Source organism: Paenibacillus sp. P36 (genome assembly GCF_045866505.1).
Lineage (GTDB): Bacteria > Bacillota > Bacilli > Paenibacillales > NBRC-103111 > Paenibacillus_E > Paenibacillus_E chondroitinus.
This window is the reverse complement of record NZ_AP038372.1, coordinates 6860148-6881570: the sequence shown is the minus strand read 5'-3', so window position 1 is coordinate 6881570 and position 21423 is coordinate 6860148. Positions and strand designations below refer to the sequence as shown.

Below are 21423 nucleotides of genomic sequence, written 5' to 3'. Positions count from 1 at the left end.
GGGCAGAATGTAGGAATGACGGCTGCAGAAACAAAGGAATGAAAACGGTTTCGGCAGCCGTCAAGCAGGGAGGTATGCGATTTGAATCATCGGTTATTTTATTCAGAAAAGTGGGCTCCTTACTTTTTTGTATCTCCATTTGTGTTAGCATTTCTCATCTTTTTTCTGTACCCTACGGCATCCACAATCAACATGAGCTTTCACGAGGTACTTGGGCTTAACAGCAGTAAATTTATAGGTTTTGACAACTACAGGAGAATGTTTGATGAGCATTTTTTCAATGCGCTCCAAACCAATACGATCTACACCATTCTGTCGCTATTATTGTTAATACCAATTCCGATCCTATTCGCCGTTTTTCTGAATACAAAATTGGCCAAGGGAAAATCATTTTTTAAGTCGGTTATTTTCATTCCAGCCTTAACGTCTGTGATTGTAGCCGGTGTTTCTTTCAGGCTTATGTTCGGAGAAGCGGATACGGCTTTGATTAATTCCTTTATCTCTAAACTCGGCATTTCTCCGCAGAATTGGATTCTGAATTATAGTACAGGCATGATGCTGATGGTCATTCTCAATACGTGGAGAGTCGCAGGGATTAATATGATTTATTACCTTGCCGGTCTACAAAGTATCCCTGAAGAATTATATGAATCTGCTGAAATGGACGGGGCCAATGTCTTTCGCAAGTTTTATTGGATTACGCTGCCGCTCTTAAAGCCGATTATTATCTACACGTTAACGATAGGCATTTTCGAAGGATACAGAATGTTTGGAGAAAGCTATGTATTCTGGAATGAAGGAATGCCGGGGGATATCGGGCTTACTATCGTGAGGTTAATTTACCAGCAGGCATTTCAGCGAAATGATATGGGTATGGGATCGGCCATCGGCATTACCCTCCTCGTGATCGTACTCACCGTTAATCTGGTGCAACTGAAATTGTTCGGGCTCTTCAATAAGGAGTGAACGGATCAATGAATACTAAGCTAAGAAGAAAGCTGTTGACGGCGCTCATCATCATTTTCTTTCTCATCGTCTGCTTTATTGTCCTGTTTCCGCTGTACTACATGTTTATGGCTTCTTTTAAGAGCTCCAAAGAGTTATTCCGAAATGGTATGGATTTCAGGATCATCCCGAGTCTTATGAGTCTTGACAACTACAAGCTATTGTTTTCAGGTAAAGGCAGTATTTACTTGTACTGGTATAGAAACAGTCTTGGCATTACGGCTCTTCATACTGTAGTTTCACTGTTTCTATCCTCGTTAGTTGGCTATGGCCTAGGGGCATATAACTTTAGAGGGAAAAATATTGTTTTTATGCTGGTACTGTTTGTCATGATGGTGCCACTTGAAATACTTATGCTTCCTCTCTATAAACTTATTGTGAAAATGAGCATTATTAACACGTATTACGGAGTTATTTTACCTTTTGTCGTATCACCTATGGCGATCTTCTTCTTTCGGCAGTACATAACCGGTGTTTCCAAAGATTATATGGACGCGGGAAGAATCGACGGATGCTCGGAGTTTGGGATTTTTATCCGAATTATGGCGCCCTTGATGAAGCCGGCTTTCGGTGCAATGGGGATCCTATTGGCGATGCAGAACTGGAACAGTTTTATATGGCCGTTAATTGTGCTGCGTACGAATAAGATGTTCACAATTCCTATAGGTCTTGCTTCGCTGATGTCACCTTATGGTAACAATTACGACATGCTGATCGCTGGAGCCGTGCTTGCTATTATTCCTGTTATTCTTTTGTTCCTAATCAATCAGAGGGCTTTTATTTCAGGCTTGTCCAGTGGCGGTGTTAAGGGCTAGAACCAAATAAATCATTCTACTCAGGAGGCAGATAAGTATGAAAAGCAGTATGAAGATTAATCCAGAAGCAGCGGTTCACAAAATTGACAGAAACATTTACGGGCATTTCGCTGAGCATCTGGGCCGTTGTATATACGAAGGGATTTGGGTCGGCGAGGACTCTGACATCCCCAACACACGAGGTATCCGTAATGATGTCGTTCAGGCTTTAAAAGATATGAAAATTCCAATCCTGCGCTGGCCAGGCGGGTGCTTTGCGGACGAATATCATTGGAAGGACGGCATCGGTTCTAAGGAATCCAGAGCTCGAATGATTAATACGCATTGGGGCGGTGTGGTTGAGAACAACCATTTCGGAACCCATGAATTTTTCGACTTGTGCGAAATGCTGGAGACTGAGCCTTACATATGCGGGAACGTTGGCAGCGGAACGGTCTATGAAATGCAACAGTGGGTCGAATATATGACCTTCGACGGCGAATCGCCGATGGCCGATCTGCGGAAAGCGAATGGCAGGGAAATGCCATGGAATTTGACTTATTTCGGCATCGGCAATGAAAATTGGGGCTGCGGTGGCCGGATGAGAGCGGAGTTTTATGCAGATCTTTACAGACAATACAGCACATATGTTAGAGATTATGGGGAGAATGCGATTTATAAAATTGCTGCCGGCCCAAGAGGGGACAATTACCACTGGACGGAAGTGATGATGCGGGAAGCTGGCCATTTCATGGACGGACTGGCGCTCCACTACTACACGAGGCTGAAGGATCACAGCATCGTTATCCAAAATCCTGACGGTAACCGAATTTACTTAAAGGATCCGAATGCGGTAAGAGGCCAAGCCGTCGACTTTGAGGAAAGTGAATGGTTTGGCATCATGAAGGCGGCTTATTTCACAGAAGAACTAGTGGCGAAACACTCGGCGATCATGGATAAATACGATCCCGAGAAGAAGGTTGCGCTTATTATTGACGAGTGGGGCACATGGTTTGATGTTGAGCCGGGCACCAATCCGGGCTTCCTCTTTCAACAAAATACAATGAGAGATGCGGTATCTGCAGCGATTAGCTTAAATATCTTTAACAATCACGCTGATCGCGTAAGAATGGCGAATATTGCACAGACAATTAATGTACTTCAGGCAGTGATTCTAACAGAAGGGGAAAAAATGATCTTAACCCCTACCTATCATGTGTTCGAAATGTTTAAGGTACATCAGGATGCCATCCTGCAGCCGCTTGAAATTCAGTGCGGTACTTACAAGTGCAATGGGGAAGAGGTGCCGCAGCTTAGCGCGTCCGCTTCCGTAGATGCTGAGGGCAAGCTGAATATTACCATTTGCAATACGGATCCCCACAATGCTGCTCCCCTTGATTGCAATATTGGAGGATTGAGCGGTAAACAAGTAACGGGAAGAATTTTAGTTTCGTCTACGATGAGCAGCCATAATTCTTTTGAAAATCCTACTCAAGTTAAGCCCGAGCCATTTACAAGTGTAGAGCTGAATCAAGAAGGATTCCATACGGATATCCCACCGATGTCTGTTGTAGTTCTGACGATCAATTAAATCGGAGGGAGCTATCCGATGGCTAATAAACAGGGTCCCTGCAAGGACTGCTCGGAGACGATAGATGTCTCACCGGAAAAGGTTCAGGCAATGCTGCAATTGCTGATTCATTCAAGGCACATTGAGCTTGTAGATGAAGAAACATGGCATAGTCGGCTAGCTGAGTGTAAGGGCTGCACTGGTTATATACACGGAGGAACGTGTAAATATTGCGGTTGTCTTGTACAAATACGGACTAAAATAAAGGATAGGGCATGTCCCTATCCTTTATTTCCCAAATGGTAAGAGCGGGAGAAAAATGATGACGACAATCGACATTTGGCTGAATGAAGAGATAGGACGCATTAATCCAAATATTTATGGGCACTTTATTGAGCACTTGGGCGGAGTCGTATACGACGGCATATGGGTTGGTGAGGACTCCGATATTCCTAATATAAAGGGATTTAGACAGGAGCTTATTGAGAAATTAAAAGAAATTAACCCATCTGTTATCCGCTGGCCGGGCGGCTGTTTTGCGGAGACGTACAACTGGAGAGATGGCATCGGCCCAAGAGAGAAGCGTCCCACAACCGTTAATTGGTGGTATATGAACGACGGGAAGCTGGAATCTAACCAGGTGGGTACCCATGAGTTTATTGATTTTTGCAATCTAGTAAATGCAGAGCCATATTTTGCAGTTAATGCAACGACAACAACTGTTCTAGAAGCTAGAAATTGGATTGAATACTGCAATATGATGCAAGGTACGACTACACTGGCGCAGGAGCGGGAGGAGAACGGAAGCCCGGAGCCTTTTAACGTTAAATATTGGGGGCTTGGCAACGAAAATTGGGGTGGCGGCGGCTGCATGACACCTGAGGATTACTGTCATATTTACAGAAAGTACGGCATCATCAGCAAAAGTGTAGGGCAGGATCTTCAGTTCATCGCATGCGGACCCTATGAAGATATTCCCGAATGGACAGCTAAATTTTTTGACAAGTATAAACAGATGTACACGGTGGGGCGAGTTGCCCCGATGTTCGGATACTCACTTCATTACTATGTGACGAATACGGGAAGAATGGGTACGGAGCTGGTGTATAATGATGCGCAGTGGTATGAAATGATGCGAGTCGGACTGGACATGGAACCGTTCATCCAAACCCAGTTTGAAATGATTCGCGCTGCGATGCCCGAAACCTCGATTGGACTCGTCGTTGATGAGTGGGGGGTGTGGCATCAGCAGAATGGCAGGCACCCGTTGCCGGGTAAATACTTATTTGAGCAGATGAGCACAATGAGAGAGGCGGTCCTGGCTGCGCTTTCGTTAAATATTTTCAACAATCACTGTGATAAAGTTGTAATGGCTAATGTGGCTCAACTTGTCAACTGTATCCATTCCCTGTTTCTTGCCAAGGGGAACGCCTGTGTGGCAACTACAAGCTACTACGTGTTCGATATGTTTAAAATCCACCAGCATGCAATAGGCCTTAAAACGGAAGTCAATTGTAGAAACATAACCTATACTCTAGAAGGAAACTCGTATGATATCCCAAGCATCTCCTGCTCAGCATCGGTCAAGGACGGTATACTAGCAGTTACACTTGCGAACTTATCCGTGGATGAAGATCAAGAGATCATGTTGAAACTAAATGGCGGCCAATTTACATGCAATGGGGGAATGGTCGTATTATCTTCTAACAATCATATGGATGGCAATTCTTTTGAGGAACCCTATAAAGTTACACCGATGGAACAGATCATTTCACCAGAAGGATTTGAACTTACGGTTACAATGCCTAAAGCTTCTGTAGTTTTATTAAAGTTGGATGTAACTATTGATTCGCAGAAATGAATATCAACACTAAAGCAAGCAGCCGAGCTAATCGGCTGCTTTTTCTCATGAAAAGGGCAGCATAACGCAACAAATGCAACCCCAGATTAAAAAGTACCTTTAATTTATAGGGGGAAGACCTTTATTTTATGAATTGTAAGCGCATTCCAAGTCGATATAATTAGAGATATCAAAATGTAAGCGTTTAAAGGGAGATATGAAAGGGAGGAAACAAGAAAATGGCATTACTAATGAAGCGTACTACACTTCGGTTGATCGTTCCTGTTTTGACTTTCGGTGTCATCTTATCAGGATGCAGTGACGCAGGCAGCGGTTCAACTGTTTCTAGCATTTCTCCAACTACCACTGGAAGCGCGGTAGCTACGCAGGGGACGGAAGCTATTAAACCGATGACGATATCTATGTTCATTGCCAACTCCTATCAGCAGCCTACGGCAGACAATCGCATTTATAAGATGATTAAAGATAAAACAGGTGTCAGTTTAAAAATGGAATTTCTGGTCGGCGACCTGACGCAGAAACTAGGTGTTATGATTGCCGGTGGCGATTATCCAGATGTGATTACGGGCGATGACAAGCTGATTGCTGCAGGCGCATTCGTACCTCTGGAAGACTTGATCGAGAAGTACGCACCTAACCTGAAGAAGCATTACGCGGATGTTTGGAACCAGATTAAGGATCCGGCAAGCGGTCATATCTACGCACTTCCGGGCTACAATGCCTTCACTGGAACATTTACCGAAACGACTTATGAGGGTCCTGGTTTCTGGTTACAAAAAGACATTCTGAAGGAGCAGGGCTGGCCGACTCCAAAGACACTGGAGGATTACTTCGCTATTATTGAAAAGGCCAAGCAGCAGCACCCGGACAGGATCGGTTTCGAGACGCTGAACTTTGACTGGAGAACCTTCCCTTTGCAGAATCCTCCAGAGCATTTGGCAGGCCATCCGAACGATGGCGGGGTAATTGTAGATAACGGCAAGGCATCCATTTTTGCCGACAAGGATATAGCTAAAAACTATTACAAGAAGCTGAACGAGATAAACAGTAAAGGACTGTTGGACAAGGAAGCACTTGTGCAGAACTATGATCAGTATTTGGCGAAAATCGCAAGCGGTCGTGTTATCGGTATGTTTGACCAGCATTGGAACTTTAGTGACGGCGAAAAGTCGTTGATTTCTCAGGGTAACTTTGGCAGCACCTACGTAGGTTTCCCATTGCTCTATCCGGGTGCGACGGAATACTACCGGGATCGTCCTGCTTTAACCATCAATCGCGGTTATGGCATTTCAGTTAAGGCCAAAGATCCGGTCGCAATCATAAAATTCCTTGATAGTTTGATGACGGAAGATTGGCAGAAAACGCTGCAATGGGGTGTTCAAGGTCAGGACTATCAAGTGAAAGATGGCAAATACTATCGCACTCCTGAACAGCGTGACCAGCAAAATGATAATACCTGGAAGTTAGCCAATAAAGCAGAAGCGTTCTTCTTTAATTTGCCCAAAATGCAGGGTACTTACATGGATGGGAACGCGACTGACCCGAACACGCAGCCGCAGGAGTTCTATGACAGCTTGAAGCCAGTGGATCAAGAAGTATTGAAGGCTTACAATCATAAGACTTGGGCCGAGTTCTTCAAAACACCTGTTGATAACCCGGTTTATTATCCAGCGTGGTCCATCGACTTGATCGACGGTTCCCCAGCGAAAGTAGCCCAAACCAAGATGAACGATCTGGCAGTGAAGTATTTGCCGAAAGCCGTCTTGGCGAGCGAAGCGGATTTCGAAAAAGTATGGAAAGAGTATACCGATCAGCTTTCCAAAGCGAACGTCAAAGCTTACGAAGATCGAATCAACGATCAGATTCAATGGCGGATCAAGAATTGGAGCAGTAAATAATTCATATTCACTTACCGAGGAGCGGAGAAGACGAATAGGTCTTCTCCGTTTATAGACGACAAGTTTCGGTTTGGGAGGGATCATAATGGAAGAAGCTATACTGAAGAAACAAGATGCCAAAGCAGCGGTCAGGAAAAAGAAATGGATCGATCCGGAAATTGGCGTAGAATTCAGCTGGAAAACGATAAAAAGCCAAAAGCAGTTAATTTTGATGTCGGTACCGATTCTAATTTATTTGGTTATTTTCAATTATGTCCCTATTTGGGGATGGTTAATGGCCTTTCAAAATTATCGCCCGGCCTTGCCATTTTTCAAACAGAAATGGGTGGGCTTTGATCAGTTTAAATTTCTGATGGGTGATGATGTCTTCCTACAGGTGCTTCGTAATACACTAGGCATGAGCTTGATCAATTTAGTACTGGGATTTGTAACAGCAATCGTGCTGGCGCTTCTTCTTAACGAAATCAAAACCAAAATATTTAAAAGCACAGTCCAGACGATTTCCTACTTACCCCACTTCTTGTCATGGGTTATTGCGGCTGGTATTGTGGCTTCCACACTGTCCGTAGAGGATGGGATCGTCAATGTCGTATTAATGAAGCTTCATATAATCAAAGAGCCGGTTATGTGGTTAAGCATCGGACATTACTTCTGGGGCATTGTCGGTGCCGCAAACGTGTGGAAGGAAGTAGGCTGGAACACGATCATCTATTTGGCTGCGATTACTTCCATAGATCCTTCGCTTTATGAAGCCGCCTCCATGGATGGAGCCAACCGGTACCAGAAAATGCGTTATGTTACCCTTCCGGGCATTAAAGCGACGTTCATTATTCTATTAATTATGAATGTTGGACATATCCTGGATGCGGGCTTTGAAGTGCAGTACTTGTTGGGGAATGGTCTGGTTGTGGACTGGTCGCAAACGATTGATATATTCGTGTTGAAATATGGAATTGCACTTGGCAACTACTCCCTGGCGACAGCGGCGGGCATATTTAAGACGATCGTCAGCATTGTAATGGTTTTGAGCGCGAATTATATCGCGAAACGCCTCGGCGAAGAGCGGTTGTTATAAGGGGGTTGGATATGAAAACGGCTACTTTCCAGAATAATCGCTTGGAAGCGATTCTATTCAACACACTAAATGGATTTTTTATGCTTTTCCTGGTCATCGTTACCCTGTATCCTTTTCTTCATACGTTGACGGTATCTTTTAACGAAGGCAACGATACGCTGCGAGGCGGACTTTACTTATGGCCGAGGATTTGGAGCTTGCAAAATTATCGATCCATTTTCATCTCGGGAACAATTTATCATGCTGCCTGGATCTCGGTCGCTCGAACCGTAACGCTTACTGTGTTAGGTGTGTTTCTGACTTCAATGCTAGCTTATACGCTGGCTCAACCTCACTATTTGTTTCGTAAAATCATTGGTCTATTATTCGTGCTGACCATGTATTTTAATGCTGGCTTGATCCCGAATTATTTCCTGATCAAGCAACTTGGATTGTTGAACAGCTTCTGGGTGTACATTCTTCCTGGGATGGTCAGTGCGTTTAACCTGATCGTTATCCGAACCTATATCAAGTCTCTCCCGGGTAGTTTAATCGAATCGGCGAAGATAGACGGTGCTGGAGATTTTACCATTTTTCTGCGGATTATCTTTCCTCTCTGCACGCCAGTCTTGGCGACTATTGCATTATTCATCGCAGTTGGCTCCTGGAACTCTTGGTTCGACACATTCTTGTACGCTTCTTCCGATATTAAATTAAGTACGCTGCAGTACGAGATGATGAAGCTTCTAGGCTCTACGATGAGCAGCAACAGTGATCCCGCGCTCTTAAATGGCGTCAACACGGGCCAATCCAAAGGGATGGTTACACCTGCTTCTGTGCGGGCTGCCATTACAATTGTAACTGCTGTGCCGATTTTGTTAGTTTACCCTTTCCTGCAGCGCTTCTTTGTAGTAGGTTTAAATTTGGGAAGTGTTAAAGAATAAGAGTTCGGGCATTGGAAAAGCTGTTTTAGTCCGAGGACTAGAATGGCTTTTTCGTTGCTGGATCTATGGGTGGGACCGTATAATAATCTCATATCAAGAGGGAAATCAGGTGAAACGCGAATGTTGAAGGTTCTGATTGCCGATGATGAGCCGATCATGCTGGAAGGGTTACGTTTTCTAGTTGATTGGCACAAGCTTGGATTTGAAATATATGCTGAGGCGCTAGACGGCGAGGATGCTCTACAGCTAGTAGAGGAAAACTGCCCTCATCTGATCATAACGGATATTCGGATGCCCGTCATTGATGGCTTGGCATTAATTGAAAAGGTTTATATGCGCTTTCCTGATACGAAATTTATTGTGTTAAGCGGCTACGCTGATTTTCAATATGCGCAGCAGGCTATGAAATTCGGTGTGTCCAATTACTTGACGAAGCCTTTGGACGAGACGGAATTAGAGAGCGCCGTTCTTGCGGTTGCGGAGGACATTCGTGCGGAGGAAGAGCGGCGTGCTCTGCAGCGCTCTATCCTTGATCGCAGCCGTGCTGAAACGGTTTCACGGCTTTTGATGGGAGACGTCAGAAAGGAATGGGTGGACAAGGCACGAAGCTTGTTGAAACTGAACGAGCAATCGAGAATTCGCTGTATCTACCTTGCTTGCAGCAATTCGAAATATAGCGAACAAGAGCGCATCAGCCTGTTCCAGCGTCTTAGGGAAGCAGTGGATTCGAATGCCTTGACCGATGTGAGCGTGCATCCGTTCGTACTAGGCATTAACAGGAGTGGTTTTATTCTTGCCGTGGACTCAAAGGAATCTGTATTAACGGTCCCTCTCATAGATCAATTCATATTGTATATGCGAAAAGAATGCGGAGAGACCTTTACTTTTGCAATCAGTAGTGAGGTTAGAGGGGCTATTTCATTAAGTAGAGCCTATCAGGAGGCGCTTACAGCTGAGGTGTGCAAATTCCCCTCTAATCTCCCTAGGGTCTACTATTATCGGGATAAAATGTCAGAGGAATCTCCATCGATCCCTGAGGTAACCAAGACATCGCTGATCCATGCCGTTAACAATGGCCAGATAGATGCCGTTCGTACTCTTACGCTGGATTTATTTATCAATTTATCTTCTTCGGAAGCGTGGGCGGCGGCAAATTTGTCTACGCTGAAGCTGGAGATTCTTCAGGAATTGGCCAAACAAGGGGCAAATATGGAAAATTGGACCCGGAGATGGTTTGCATCACCTCTTCCCAAGAATGTGGGAGAACTGAAAAACAGCATGTTGAAAGAGTTTATGGAAGCGGCAGAGTGGATCGCAAGGGAGAAAGGTGCTCGTATCGACGACATTGTTTCTGCCACTGAAGCATACGTTAAACAGCATTTCCAAGGAAAGCTGCAGCTTCAACACGTGGCTGAGCATCTACATGTGAATGCGGCTCACTTGGGGCAACGCTTTAAAAAGCAGCGCGGACTCGCATTCAATGAGTACGTGCACACCGTTCGCATTACGGAGGCTAAGAAACTCCTGCTCCGTACGGAGATGAAAATAACCGAAATCGCTCACATGGTGGGGTATTCAGATCCTGAACAGTTTGGTGCGAAGTTCAAAGCTTTGACCGGTGTAATCCCTTCGTCGTACAAAAAAGGCTGAGAACGGATAGGAGATCGACAATGAACCGAAAATGGAAGCTTTTCAGCCATATCGTCAATGACATACCGCTAAAATACAAGTTTCTATTTATCTATCTTTTGTGCGTCTTACTTCCAATTATGAGTATCAATATCCTGTTCTACATGCAAAATAGCCGGGATACGCAAAGTCGGGAGAGGGAAAATCTGCAGATTTCTTTGGATCGGGCAGCTTATGAGCTCACCCAGATCGTGAACGAAAGCGTAGCCATTGGTAACACAGTAGCGGCAGATCGAACATTTAACGGAAAGTTGGAAGCGTCCTATTCCGATTTGTCCACCTACTACGAGACTTATGACAGTTATTTGCGTGACAAGCTGCGTCCATATACGGATCAGTATCCGTACATTTCATGGCTAGGCGTGTTTACCACGAACCCGACAATTGGAAGCGGAGGAAGCTATTTTGTACTGAAGGACAGCGATAAACAGAGCGAATGGTACCGGAAACTGACCGATACGAAAGAGAAGGTGGTCGTCGCCTCTTACTTGGATATGAACCCGATGAACCCTCAGCAACAGAGGGTGTATGTGAGCATTATTCGCAAGCTGGAGAATTTTCCGGATTTGATGACTTACACCAAGTATTTACGAGTGGATTTGCAGCTGGATAAGCTGCAGGAGCTTTTTAAAAAGGAGCAGAACTATCTGCAATTCAAACTTGTAGACGTTAACAATCGGGTTGTTCTTGATTCGAACCTCTCTTACATTGGGGAGGATAATCTTTTACTCCCAATAGCCAAAGACTACTTAGCATCGAATAACAAGGCAAATAGCAATTTTATCAGCAGCTTGGGAGCTGCCAGTTACCTTAGCGGCTGGAAGTTAATTGGGATTCCGGAACAAGCGAGATTTCAACAAAAGCAAAATGCGGTCATAAAATTCGGAATTTTACTCACCTTATGCAGCACAGTAATTCCGACGGTACTTGTTTTTACCATTCTGCAATCCTACAACCTGAGAGTCAGACGGCTTTCCAAACATATGCAATGGGTGAAGAATGAGCGTTTTGAACCTATTAACATGTATGAAGGCAAGGATGAGATTGGAGGATTATTGCGCAGCTTTAATCTGATGACGGTAAAAATCCGCAATCTGATTAATGATGTCTATAAGCTGGAGATCCAGAAGAAGGACTTGGAATTGGAAAGAGTACGGGCGGAGTTGAATTTTCTGCAGAGCCAAGTAGATCCGCATTTCCTGTTTAATACACTTAACGCTATCCTGGTGGTATGCAAGAAGCATCGGTATGAGCATGTTACGGATATTATTCGTAGCCTCTCGCAAATTTTGCGAAGGCTGCTCAGCTGGAAGGATGATCTGGTGACGATTGAAGAGGAAATTAGCTTTATTAAGATGTATCTGCAGATTGAGAAATTCAGGTTTCAGGATCGGTTTACCTATGAGATAGATATCGAACCGAGGATATTATCCTGTCGAATTCCCAAGATGAGCATTCAAACTCTAGTAGAGAATGCCTGCAAGCACGGGCTTCAATCGGTGAAGGGAGACCGGAGGATTCATATTTCAGCAGGGTTGGATGACCGCTACTTGATAATCAGGGTCAAAGATAACGGGATTGGTATGGACACTGCCAAGCTGAACAGCATTCTCCAGAACTTGCATGTGGAAGAAGAAGCAGGGAAAAGCATCGGCCTGAGAAACGTGTATAAACGGCTGAATCTTTTTTACAAGGATCGTTCCTTGTTTTTAATAGAAAGCAAAGCCTATGAACAGACGACTGTTACAATCCAAATCCCTATTCATTTAATCTTGTCACAGGAGGAGGCAGCTGAACATGTGTAAAGTATTGTTCGTCGATGATGAGCCGATTGCACTTGAAGGAATCCGAATGCTGGCTGATTGGGAAGGGCTAGGGTTTGAGGTGTGCGGCATGTGCTCCGACGGGGAAGAAGCTCTGAAAGTAATTATGGAATGCCGACCTTCACTTGTCATTACGGATATTCGGATGTCTGTGATGGACGGACTGGAACTGATTCGTCAGGTTCAGCTATTGTCGGAGACGTATAAGCCGATTTTCATTATCATGAGTGGCTACAGCGACTTCAAGTATGCACAGTCAGCACTGCGATACGGGGTGCGTCATTATCTGCTCAAACCTGTTATGGATGAAGAATGGGAAAGCACTTTGGGGGATGTTATGGAGGAACTTACGTCCCGACAACAGGTGCTTCATCAACAGGAAATGACAATCAGTCAACTCCTTCCAATGATGATTGCTCCCATTCTCCGGGGAGAGCTGGAAGAGTTGGATGAATGCGTATCTAAGCGGATCGGAGAATTGGATCAGGAGGCTGAAGGCTGGAAGTGTATCCTGATAGAAGGGTTGAATGAAGAGGAACTGGCATCTTGCAGTTCCTATCTAAGTGCCATAAAAACAATGTTTGTCGACCTTATGCCTGGCCAAGTTTGTCTAGTGGTGGATTGTGCGGAAGACGTTCGGGGACTGGCCGGTAAAGTTTATGATAGGTTTCGACAGCAAGACGTGGCGATATACGTATCGATTGGGCCTCCCGTTCGGTCTCTTCGGGAATTGCATGTATCCTATTCGGGGGCGGTGGAGGCATCTGTCCACCACTTTTTTTATGATCATGAGGGACTTGTTGATTACGAGAATGCCGATAGGTTGGAGTTTAGTTATAATCTCGGAATCATGGCAAAGTTGGAGGAATTGCTTGGCGCTGCGGAACGGCTACAGGAACAGGAGGCAGCCGGTTACTTAAAACAAGTATTCGCTTTGTTCCAGAACAACAAGATAGCTCCGGAAATGGTGCGCATGCTCTGTGTACATGTGGTCCTGAAGAGTATGGATGTGCTGCGGGAGTTGGAAGTAGTATCCATGGATATGTGGCCGTTATTCCGCAATGAGCTGCAAAACGGGCCTAAATCCCTGACGACATTGGAGCAATCTGTGTGGAGTTATCTGACCGAATATATGCGAAGATTAAGAGAGCGGAGGGAATCCAGCTCGGGCCATCCACTGTTTGGAATCGAACGTTATATCCAAGAGAATTATAAGTCTCCGCTAACGATCAAGGAAATCGGAAAACGCTTTTATATGAATCCCGTCTATCTGGGTCATGCGTTCGTAAAGAAGTATGGTGTTGGTATTATTGAATATATCCATGATCTTCGAATCAATGAGGCCAAGAAATTGCTGACGGAATCTGCTGCCACAATCCGTTCCATTGCAGAGGGAGTCGGTTACGTGCATTACCATCATTTCCTGAGAGAGTTTGAGAAGCGAGTAGTGGAGAAGCCGTTAGATTACAGGGGAGCTGCTTACGATGTTAGAAAAAAGGGAAAAGAATGCTGAGTAGTACCCGTTGGTTTTATAGGACAATACACACAATGATTACGCTTACAAAACAACAAGATCTGGTAAGTAAAGTAAAGAGATGTACATTGTTTAGACGTTATACTAACCCTATAATGAAAACATAACCACATCACTGCAGTGATAGCTTTAAATACTCAATATAGGGGGATGTACATGAAGCTAAACCAGCACAAAATGAAAGCGTTATCCGCTTCCTTGCTCGCTGTAGCAACGCTCGTATCGGCATGCACCAGCCAGAACAATACAACGAATACTGAACAGAAAGAAGCAGTGAGTACCGCCGGAACTACCGATGTGAAAAGTGCAAATACAGATCCGCTTGGCAAGTATGATCCACCAATTGAGGTGTCGTTTGTCCGAAACCTCAGTGATGTTGTTGAGAATAACGTACTCGGTGTGCTAAAGGGCGAAACGTTCGAAGACAACCGATGGACACGTCTATATAAGGAACAGCTCGGAATCAATATTAAAAACAATTGGGTGGTCAAAGGAAGCGATACTTCTGATCAGTATTTACAGAAACTGAATGTAACGTTAGCCTCCGGCGATCTGCCTGATATTATTCCTGTGAATGCAACTCAATTAAAACAATTAGCGGATTCCGACCAAATTGAAGATATGACAGCTTTGTATGAGAAATATGCGGCTCCTCTCACCAAAGAGATTTTATCGCAAGAGGGAAAAAGTCCCTTCGATGCTGCAACGATTGATGGCAAATTGATGGCGATCCCGCAGGTCGACTCTTCGCTTGAACGCGCTATGTTTATCTGGATTCGTACGGATTGGCTTAAGAAATTAGGTTTGCAGCCGCCGAAGACGATGGCTGATGTACAAACCATTTCCAAAGCGTTTGCCGAGAAAGACCCGGATGGCAATGGGAAAAAAGATACATTTGGCCTCGGTCTAAACAAAGCCTTGTGGGGAGGAGCTGTAGGCTTAGAGGGCTTCATGGCAGGATATAAGGCTTATCCGAATATGTGGATCACTGATGCTTCCGGGAAGCTGATGTTTGGCGGTATTCAGCCGGAAGTTAAGAAAGCGCTTCAAGCCCTTCAAGAGATGTTTAAGAACGGAGAAATTGATCAGGAATTCGGAATCAAAGACGGTGGTAAGGTAGCTGAGCAAATAGCTGCTGGCAAGATCGGAATGGAGTATGGCGAACAGTGGAATTCCATCTGGCCGCTTCAATTGAACCGCAACAATGACCCGAGTGCACAATGGCAGGCATTCCCGATCGTTTCGGAGTCCGGCGATACACCTAAAGTTCCATTGAGGTTCAGTACAAGTAAGTTTTTTGCGGTTAAAAAGGGATTCAAGCATCCTGAGGCGGTTATCAAGTTGTTTAATATGCATCTGGAGAAAAACTTTGGCCAAACAGCGGAGTTTGACAAATATTATGCACCGCCTGAAGCAGAAAGCGTATGGCAGCTGTCGCCGGTAACTCCGAGCCCAGTAAAGAAAAATGTTGAGGCATTCAGAGCGATCGATGCTGCACGTAAAGCGAACAACTTCTCGACCCTGAAGGGAGAAGCCAAAACGATTCAAGGAAAGATAGAAGCTTTCAATTCGGGTTCAAAAGAAGGGTTTGCTTTGTGGGGATGGGAACGCATTTATGGTCCGGAAGGCTCTGAAGGCGTCGTTGACCAGTACGATAAAAATAGTCAGTTCCTGATGGATAAATTCGTAGGCGCACCTACGCCAACGATGGTTGAGCGGAAATCAACTTTAGAGAAGCTGATGAATGAGACTTACACCAAAATTATTATGGGCGGCTCTGTAGATGAGTTCGATAAGTTTGTGAAAGACTGGACGAAGCTGGGCGGCGAGCAAATTACAAAAGAAGTTAATGAATGGTATGCAGCAACGAAGAAGTAGATGCGGGCAGAGGACGGGTTCACCATCCTTCCTCTGCTTTTTATGCATTAAATAATGGAGGTTATTGTATGGGTATCGGGAAAATGTGGAGAGAGCTTCCGCTGCATCTGATGATGTTACCGGGATTAGTACTGATTGTGCTATTCTCATATGTCCCAATGGCGGGAATTATCATTGCATTTCAAAAATTTATCCCTGCTAAGGGATTATTTGGTGACCAGCGATGGGTCGGGTTGGATAATTTCAGATATGTCATGAACCTGCCCAGCTTTAATCAGGTCCTGTGGAATACCCTCTTTATCTCAAGTCTTAAGCTTATTCTAGGCTTAATCGTACCGATTATTTTCGCTATTCTTCTTAACGAATTGAAGAATGAGGTCATTAAAAGAAGCGTGCAAACGACCATTTATTTACCCTATTTCCTCTCTTGGGTAGTTCTAGGGGGGATACTTATTGATATTCTATCGCCTTCTACCGGTATTGTTAACCAATTGTTGGGTGCTTTCGGTTTGAATAAGATATTTTTCCTTGGAGACAATCATTGGTTTCCGTTTACACTCATTTCATCGGATATATGGAAAAATTTTGGTTACGGAACTATCGTTTATTTGGCGGCTATCACAGGCATTGACCCTGGCTTATACGAATCTGCCACGATTGACGGCGCCAACCGCTGGCATAAGATATGGCATATCACGATTCCAGGGATGCGAATGGTCATTGTCTTGTTGTCGGTTCTCAGTTTAGGACAGCTTTTGAACGCAGGCTTCGATCAAGTGTTCAATTTATATAGCCCTCAGGTGTATGAAAGCGGCGATATTCTGGATACTTTTGTATATCGGATCGGATTATTGGATGCTCAGTACGGTGTTGCAACGGCCGTAGGACTATTCAAATCGCTAGTTTCGCTTATTTTAATTTCAAGTTCTTACTTTGTGGCGTATCGGTTTGCAAAATATAGAATCTTCTAGGAGGAGGGAAAACCGTGGTACAACCATCATCCAGTTCTGTGTCAGATACTTATATCCGGGTACCCAACAGTCGATTTCGATTCGAGTGGTTTTCCGTTCTGAATGTTTCCTTTCTAATTATTGTATCGTTAATTTGCGTCCTCCCGTTAATTCATATCATTGCGATCTCGTTTAGTTCAAGTACCGCAGCAGCAGCAGGTCATGTAAAGCTGTGGCCGGTTGACTTTACATTAGCCTCTTACAAGTTTACGGCTAGTCGAGCAGCATTTTGGCAATCCATGCTTGTATCCTTGGAACGTATCGCGATCGGGACGCCGTTAAATTTAATTTTAACCATTCTCGTCGCATTTCCTTTATCCAAGGAGACGAAGGCTTTTCGCATGCGAATGGTTTATGCTTGGATTTTCTTCATCACGATGCTCTTTCATGGTGGTTTGATCCCTTGGTATTCTACACTTAAGCAGTACAATATGCTGGATACGATTTGGGCGCTCGTGCTGCCCGGTGCGGTTCCCGTATTCAGCGTGGTTCTTCTGCTTAACTTTTTCCGTGAGGTGCCGAAGGAGCTGGAGGAAGCAGCCGTCGTAGACGGTGCGAGCTATTGGACGACACTCTGGAAAATCTATGTGCCGATATCCATGCCTGCTCTTGCAACGCTTGCCTTATTCTCCATGGTCGAACATTGGAACAGTTGGTTTGACGGCCTCCTGCTTATGGGAGACCCTAGTCACTATCCGCTGCAGAGCTATATTCAAACGATCGTCATTCAACAAAATTTAACGAATATATCACGTGATGAAGCTGTAAATATGGCCCTCATTTCTGATCGGACGCTGAAAGCTTCACAGATCTTCTTAGGCTCCCTTCCGATTATCTTGGCGTATCCTTTCTTGCAGAAATATTTCGTTAAAGGGATTGTCCTTGGCAGCGTTAAGGGGTAGTGCATGATAGATGGCTTCCTAACGAAAATCCTTAGGAAACTTACAAGCTTCAGGCTATAATGGAAGAAAAAAGTTGGGGGCTTGTACCTTGATCAACCGTCAACCATTCACTTTGCGAAACACGATTTTCCTTCGGCTGCTCAGCACTTTTTTGCTTATCATGCTGCCTATTCTATTATTTGGCGTCTACCTGTATAACTGGATCGTCCAGACGGCAAGTGAAGACATCTCCAAAACAGCCGTATCCCAACTAACCTTCTATATCAACGATCTTGAGAAAGAGATAGAACGGATGAAGCTGCTGCAGTTTGGCGTTATTGATGATGAAGATCTCAATGAACTGACGCTGACTTGGGACACGATGGATGTGTTTAAACGCACGGAAAAAATTAACTCACTGCGAAAACGGCTTTATGCCATTCAAAACAGCTCTCCTTATATTAAAAATGTAAGTGCTCATATTTATCCGATATCGAAAACGATTTCATCCGCCAATGGCCCAAGTGAATTTAATACCGAACGGTACAATGGCCTGCGCTCAGCTTTAAGTAGTAGGAATAATCAGATCATTGAGTGGAATGGCGGATTGTTCCTAAGTGCCGCGAAGCAGGGAATAACCAATGGGAATCAACCGTTGTTCATAATTGAAATTGAACTGGATCAAGAGAGACTGCAGGAGGCCTTAGGCCAGTTTAACACCTATCCTGGAAGCGGAACATTGATGACCAAGGAGAATACGAGTGTTATTCTCACGAGTGGATCTTTGGAGCATTTATGGCAGGATATGCCGGAAACCATTGCGCAAATCAAACAAAACCCGGTTCACGGCACAGGGACCTTCACGATCTCGGGAAGCCGCTATTATACCGCAATTGCAAGCTCTGATTATTTGAATATGTCGATTTACCGGTTTATCCCTGAGCAAATTATTAAAAAACCGCTAGACAAGTTTTATCTGTGGGCCTGGTTATTTATTTTCGTTGCTATTGTCATCATTGCCATTTATGCATTTTCTACCTACAAATTTATTCACAAACCGTTGTTAACGCTAGTTAAGAGCTTTCGGCGTATGGAAAATGGGGATCTGGATGTAAACATTCAACACGAGTCTAAGGATGAGCTCGGTTACTTGTATGGCCGATTTAACCAAATGGTCACGAATCTTGGCTCTTTGATCGATCAAGTGTATAAGCAGAAAATTATGACACAACGGGCGGAGCTGAAGCAGCTTCAATCCCAGATCAATCCGCATTTTCTATACAACAGTTTCTTTATCCTGAGAACGATGGCCAGGATCGGAGACGTTGAACGAATCGGACAGTTTGTCACACAACTTGGTGAGTATTTTCAATTTGTTACCAGAAATGCTTCTGACGAAGTGCTGCTGAAACAGGAAATTCACCATGCCAGAATGTACACGGAGATTCAGGAATTACGCTTTTCTCGGCGTATCCGGGTACAATTCGACGCTCTTCCACGGGAAATTGAACAGGTGTTAGTACCACGTTTAATTGTGCAGCCTATTATCGAGAATGCCTTTGAACACAGTTTGGAACAAATGAAACGCAGTGGCTGTATTATGATACGCTTCGAGTTGGCAGAGAGTGAGATACGAATCATTGTGGAGGATAATGGTGATAGTTTGACGGATGAGACACTGGAACGTATCTCGGACACGCTGGATAACGGAGACGAACATGCAGAGACGACGGGCTTAGTGAATATTCACCGCCGGGTCAAAATGACATTCGGTGAAGCATACGGTCTACGAATAAGCCGAAGCGAGCTCGGGGGATTGAAAGTTATCATTTCTATTCCTTTTCAAGGTGGTGATGCTCATGATTAGAATGCTGATCGTTGATGATGAGGAGATCATAACAGACGGGCTGTTTGACATATTTAGCCAACTAAATCTCAATCTTGATTTGTATAAAGCCTATTCCGGTGAAGAAGCGCTGGATTGGATGAATACGACGAGAGTGGACATTGTGTTGTCCGATATTCGTATGCCCGGGATGGACGGTCTCGAGCTAATGAGAAACATACGCAGGAGTTGGCCGCATTGCAAAATCATTTTTTTGACTGGATATAATGATTTTGATTATGTGTACCAAGCGATTCAATCACCCGGAGTTAGCTATCTCCTTAAGAGTGAAGAATACGATAAGATTATTCAGGCAGTAACAGATGCGATTCATGAACTGGAAAGCAGTTTGAAGTTCCATGATCTAGTCAAACAATCGCGAGAGAAGCTTACTACACTCGAAACCCTTGCTCAAGGGAATTATTTCCGTTATTTACTTCAAGGGACACGAACAACGGAAGAGTTGGTCGTTGATTTCCGTAATCTTGGCATAACTCTTGATCCAACTAGGCCCATTCTTGTGGCGCTAGCTGACCTGCAACGAACGAATACGCACCCTTCCTTTGCGGAAAGTCAGAATGCAGCACTTGCAGTCAAATTTTTGGCAGAGACATTTTTGGAAGAACGCACAAACCACCTTGGAGTCATCGATCATTATGGCGACCTCGTCTGGCTTGTTCAACCCAAGCCTACACAAGTTAGTGAATCTGACGAAGCCTATTCCCGCACGGTAAAATATCTAGAGGGACAATTTGAGCTTATGCAGCAAGCTTGTCATGAATCTTTGGGAATTTCTTTTGCCATCACGCTTTGCGCCGATACCTGCGAATGGAAGCAGCTCTCTGAGATATACGATCGAATGAGAAGTGAACAGTACTGGCGAGCGGGCGACGGCGCCCAGATGGTGCAAACAGTCACCTTGGAAACCATTGGAACTGCGGCCAACTCAAGAACGTTGAGAGAAAAAGCGGAGTCCTTGGCGATTCATCTAGAAGGTGGAAATAGAGAGGGATATCTCCATCTGTTCAACGAACTAATGAAAACAGCATACGATGAACGAGGAAATGGCGGACCTTTTGCCCTGGAATTGTATTACACGATTGCTCTCTGCCTATTATCCTATATTAACCGATGGGAACTGCACGATAAGGTTGGAACAACCGGGCTTATGCAAAGAGACAGGCATTCATCCTGGCAAGATAGCTATGAGTTTTTGAAACAGACCGCAGAGTCTTTGTTCGATCTTCGATTAAGTGTAGAACGGAATAGAGCAGCAGCCGTGATAGAGAAGATCAGGTTGTACATTGAGGAGCATCTGTGTGAAGACTTGTCTCTCGTACGGTTAGCTAGCGTGATACACTTCAATCCGTCCTATTTATCGCGGCTTTTTAAACAGGAAAGTGGCATTAATCTATCTGAATATATTGATGAAGTTAGAATGGAGAAAGCCAAAAGTCTGCTCAAGAAGGACGAACTTAAAATTGCTGAGGTGGGTGTTCAGGTAGGGTATGAAACTCCCCACTCTTTTACTCGATTTTTCAAAAAATCAACCAGAATGACTCCTGCGGAGTATCGTGAGATTGTAAGGAAGTAAGAG

General features: G+C 44.4%; 16 protein-coding genes. All 16 read left to right on the top strand.

Translation table 11 applies throughout. The annotated features are described in order from the left end of the window. Window positions 1-81 precede the first annotated feature (81 nt). The 16 genes from ACKTT9_RS30360 (at window position 82) to ACKTT9_RS30285 (ending at window position 21420) form a co-directional block, all read left to right on the top strand. Complete coding sequence (locus ACKTT9_RS30360) at window positions 82-966, top strand: carbohydrate ABC transporter permease (protein WP_407868917.1); 885 nt, start codon at window positions 82-84, stop codon at window positions 964-966. An 8-nt stretch (window positions 967-974) separates the two neighbouring features. Then, window positions 975-1820 carry a carbohydrate ABC transporter permease gene (locus ACKTT9_RS30355; protein ID WP_407868916.1) on the top strand — a complete coding sequence of 282 codons (846 nt, stop codon included), beginning with the start codon at window positions 975-977 and terminating at the stop codon, window positions 1818-1820. 37 nt (window positions 1821-1857) lie between these two features. Then, window positions 1858-3390: an alpha-N-arabinofuranosidase gene (locus ACKTT9_RS30350; protein ID WP_407868915.1), complete on the top strand. Its 1533-nt coding sequence runs from the start codon at window positions 1858-1860 to the stop codon at window positions 3388-3390. Window positions 3391-3408: 18 nt separating this feature from the next. After that, on the top strand, window positions 3409-3675 hold the full coding sequence (locus tag ACKTT9_RS30345) for a DUF6171 family protein (protein ID WP_407868914.1): 267 nt from the start codon (window positions 3409-3411) through the stop codon (window positions 3673-3675). A 13-nt stretch (window positions 3676-3688) separates the two neighbouring features. Further along, on the top strand, window positions 3689-5230 hold the full coding sequence (locus ACKTT9_RS30340; protein ID WP_407868913.1) for an alpha-N-arabinofuranosidase: 1542 nt from the start codon (window positions 3689-3691) through the stop codon (window positions 5228-5230). A 218-nt stretch (window positions 5231-5448) separates the two neighbouring features. Continuing rightward, window positions 5449-7128, top strand: coding sequence for a sugar ABC transporter substrate-binding protein (locus tag ACKTT9_RS30335; RefSeq protein ID WP_407868912.1), 1680 nt, complete (start codon window positions 5449-5451; stop codon window positions 7126-7128). A gap of 85 nt (window positions 7129-7213) precedes the next feature. Further along, entirely contained in the window at window positions 7214-8203 is a 990-nt protein-coding gene (locus tag ACKTT9_RS30330; protein ID WP_407868911.1) for an ABC transporter permease, read from the top strand. Window positions 8204-8214: 11 nt separating this feature from the next. After that, window positions 8215-9126 (top strand): carbohydrate ABC transporter permease, encoded by a 912-nt coding sequence (locus ACKTT9_RS30325; RefSeq protein ID WP_407868910.1) that lies wholly within the window; start codon window positions 8215-8217, stop codon window positions 9124-9126. A 120-nt stretch (window positions 9127-9246) separates the two neighbouring features. Continuing rightward, window positions 9247-10776 (top strand): response regulator, encoded by a 1530-nt coding sequence (locus tag ACKTT9_RS30320; RefSeq protein ID WP_407868909.1) that lies wholly within the window; start codon window positions 9247-9249, stop codon window positions 10774-10776. A gap of 20 nt (window positions 10777-10796) precedes the next feature. Continuing rightward, the gene (locus ACKTT9_RS30315) at window positions 10797-12620 is read left to right on the top strand and encodes a sensor histidine kinase (protein ID WP_407868908.1); all 1824 of its coding nucleotides are present in this window, start codon (window positions 10797-10799) and stop codon (window positions 12618-12620) included. Next, a complete protein-coding gene (locus tag ACKTT9_RS30310) occupies window positions 12613-14151 on the top strand; it encodes a response regulator (RefSeq protein WP_407868907.1) in 1539 nt (512 codons plus the stop codon). Before ACKTT9_RS30315 ends, ACKTT9_RS30310 begins: the two co-directional genes overlap by 8 nt. 177 nt (window positions 14152-14328) lie before the next feature. Then, window positions 14329-16050, top strand: coding sequence for an extracellular solute-binding protein (locus ACKTT9_RS30305; protein ID WP_407868906.1), 1722 nt, complete (start codon window positions 14329-14331; stop codon window positions 16048-16050). 68 nt (window positions 16051-16118) lie between these two features. After that, window positions 16119-17021 (top strand): sugar ABC transporter permease, encoded by a 903-nt coding sequence (locus ACKTT9_RS30300; RefSeq protein ID WP_079412691.1) that lies wholly within the window; start codon window positions 16119-16121, stop codon window positions 17019-17021. A gap of 53 nt (window positions 17022-17074) precedes the next feature. Then, a complete protein-coding gene (locus ACKTT9_RS30295) occupies window positions 17075-17962 on the top strand; it encodes a carbohydrate ABC transporter permease (protein ID WP_407873148.1) in 888 nt (295 codons plus the stop codon). A gap of 88 nt (window positions 17963-18050) precedes the next feature. Continuing rightward, on the top strand, window positions 18051-19808 hold the full coding sequence (locus ACKTT9_RS30290; protein WP_407868905.1) for a sensor histidine kinase: 1758 nt from the start codon (window positions 18051-18053) through the stop codon (window positions 19806-19808). Further along, complete coding sequence (locus tag ACKTT9_RS30285) at window positions 19801-21420, top strand: response regulator (protein WP_407868904.1); 1620 nt, start codon at window positions 19801-19803, stop codon at window positions 21418-21420. Before ACKTT9_RS30290 ends, ACKTT9_RS30285 begins: the two co-directional genes overlap by 8 nt. Window positions 21421-21423 lie beyond the last annotated feature (3 nt).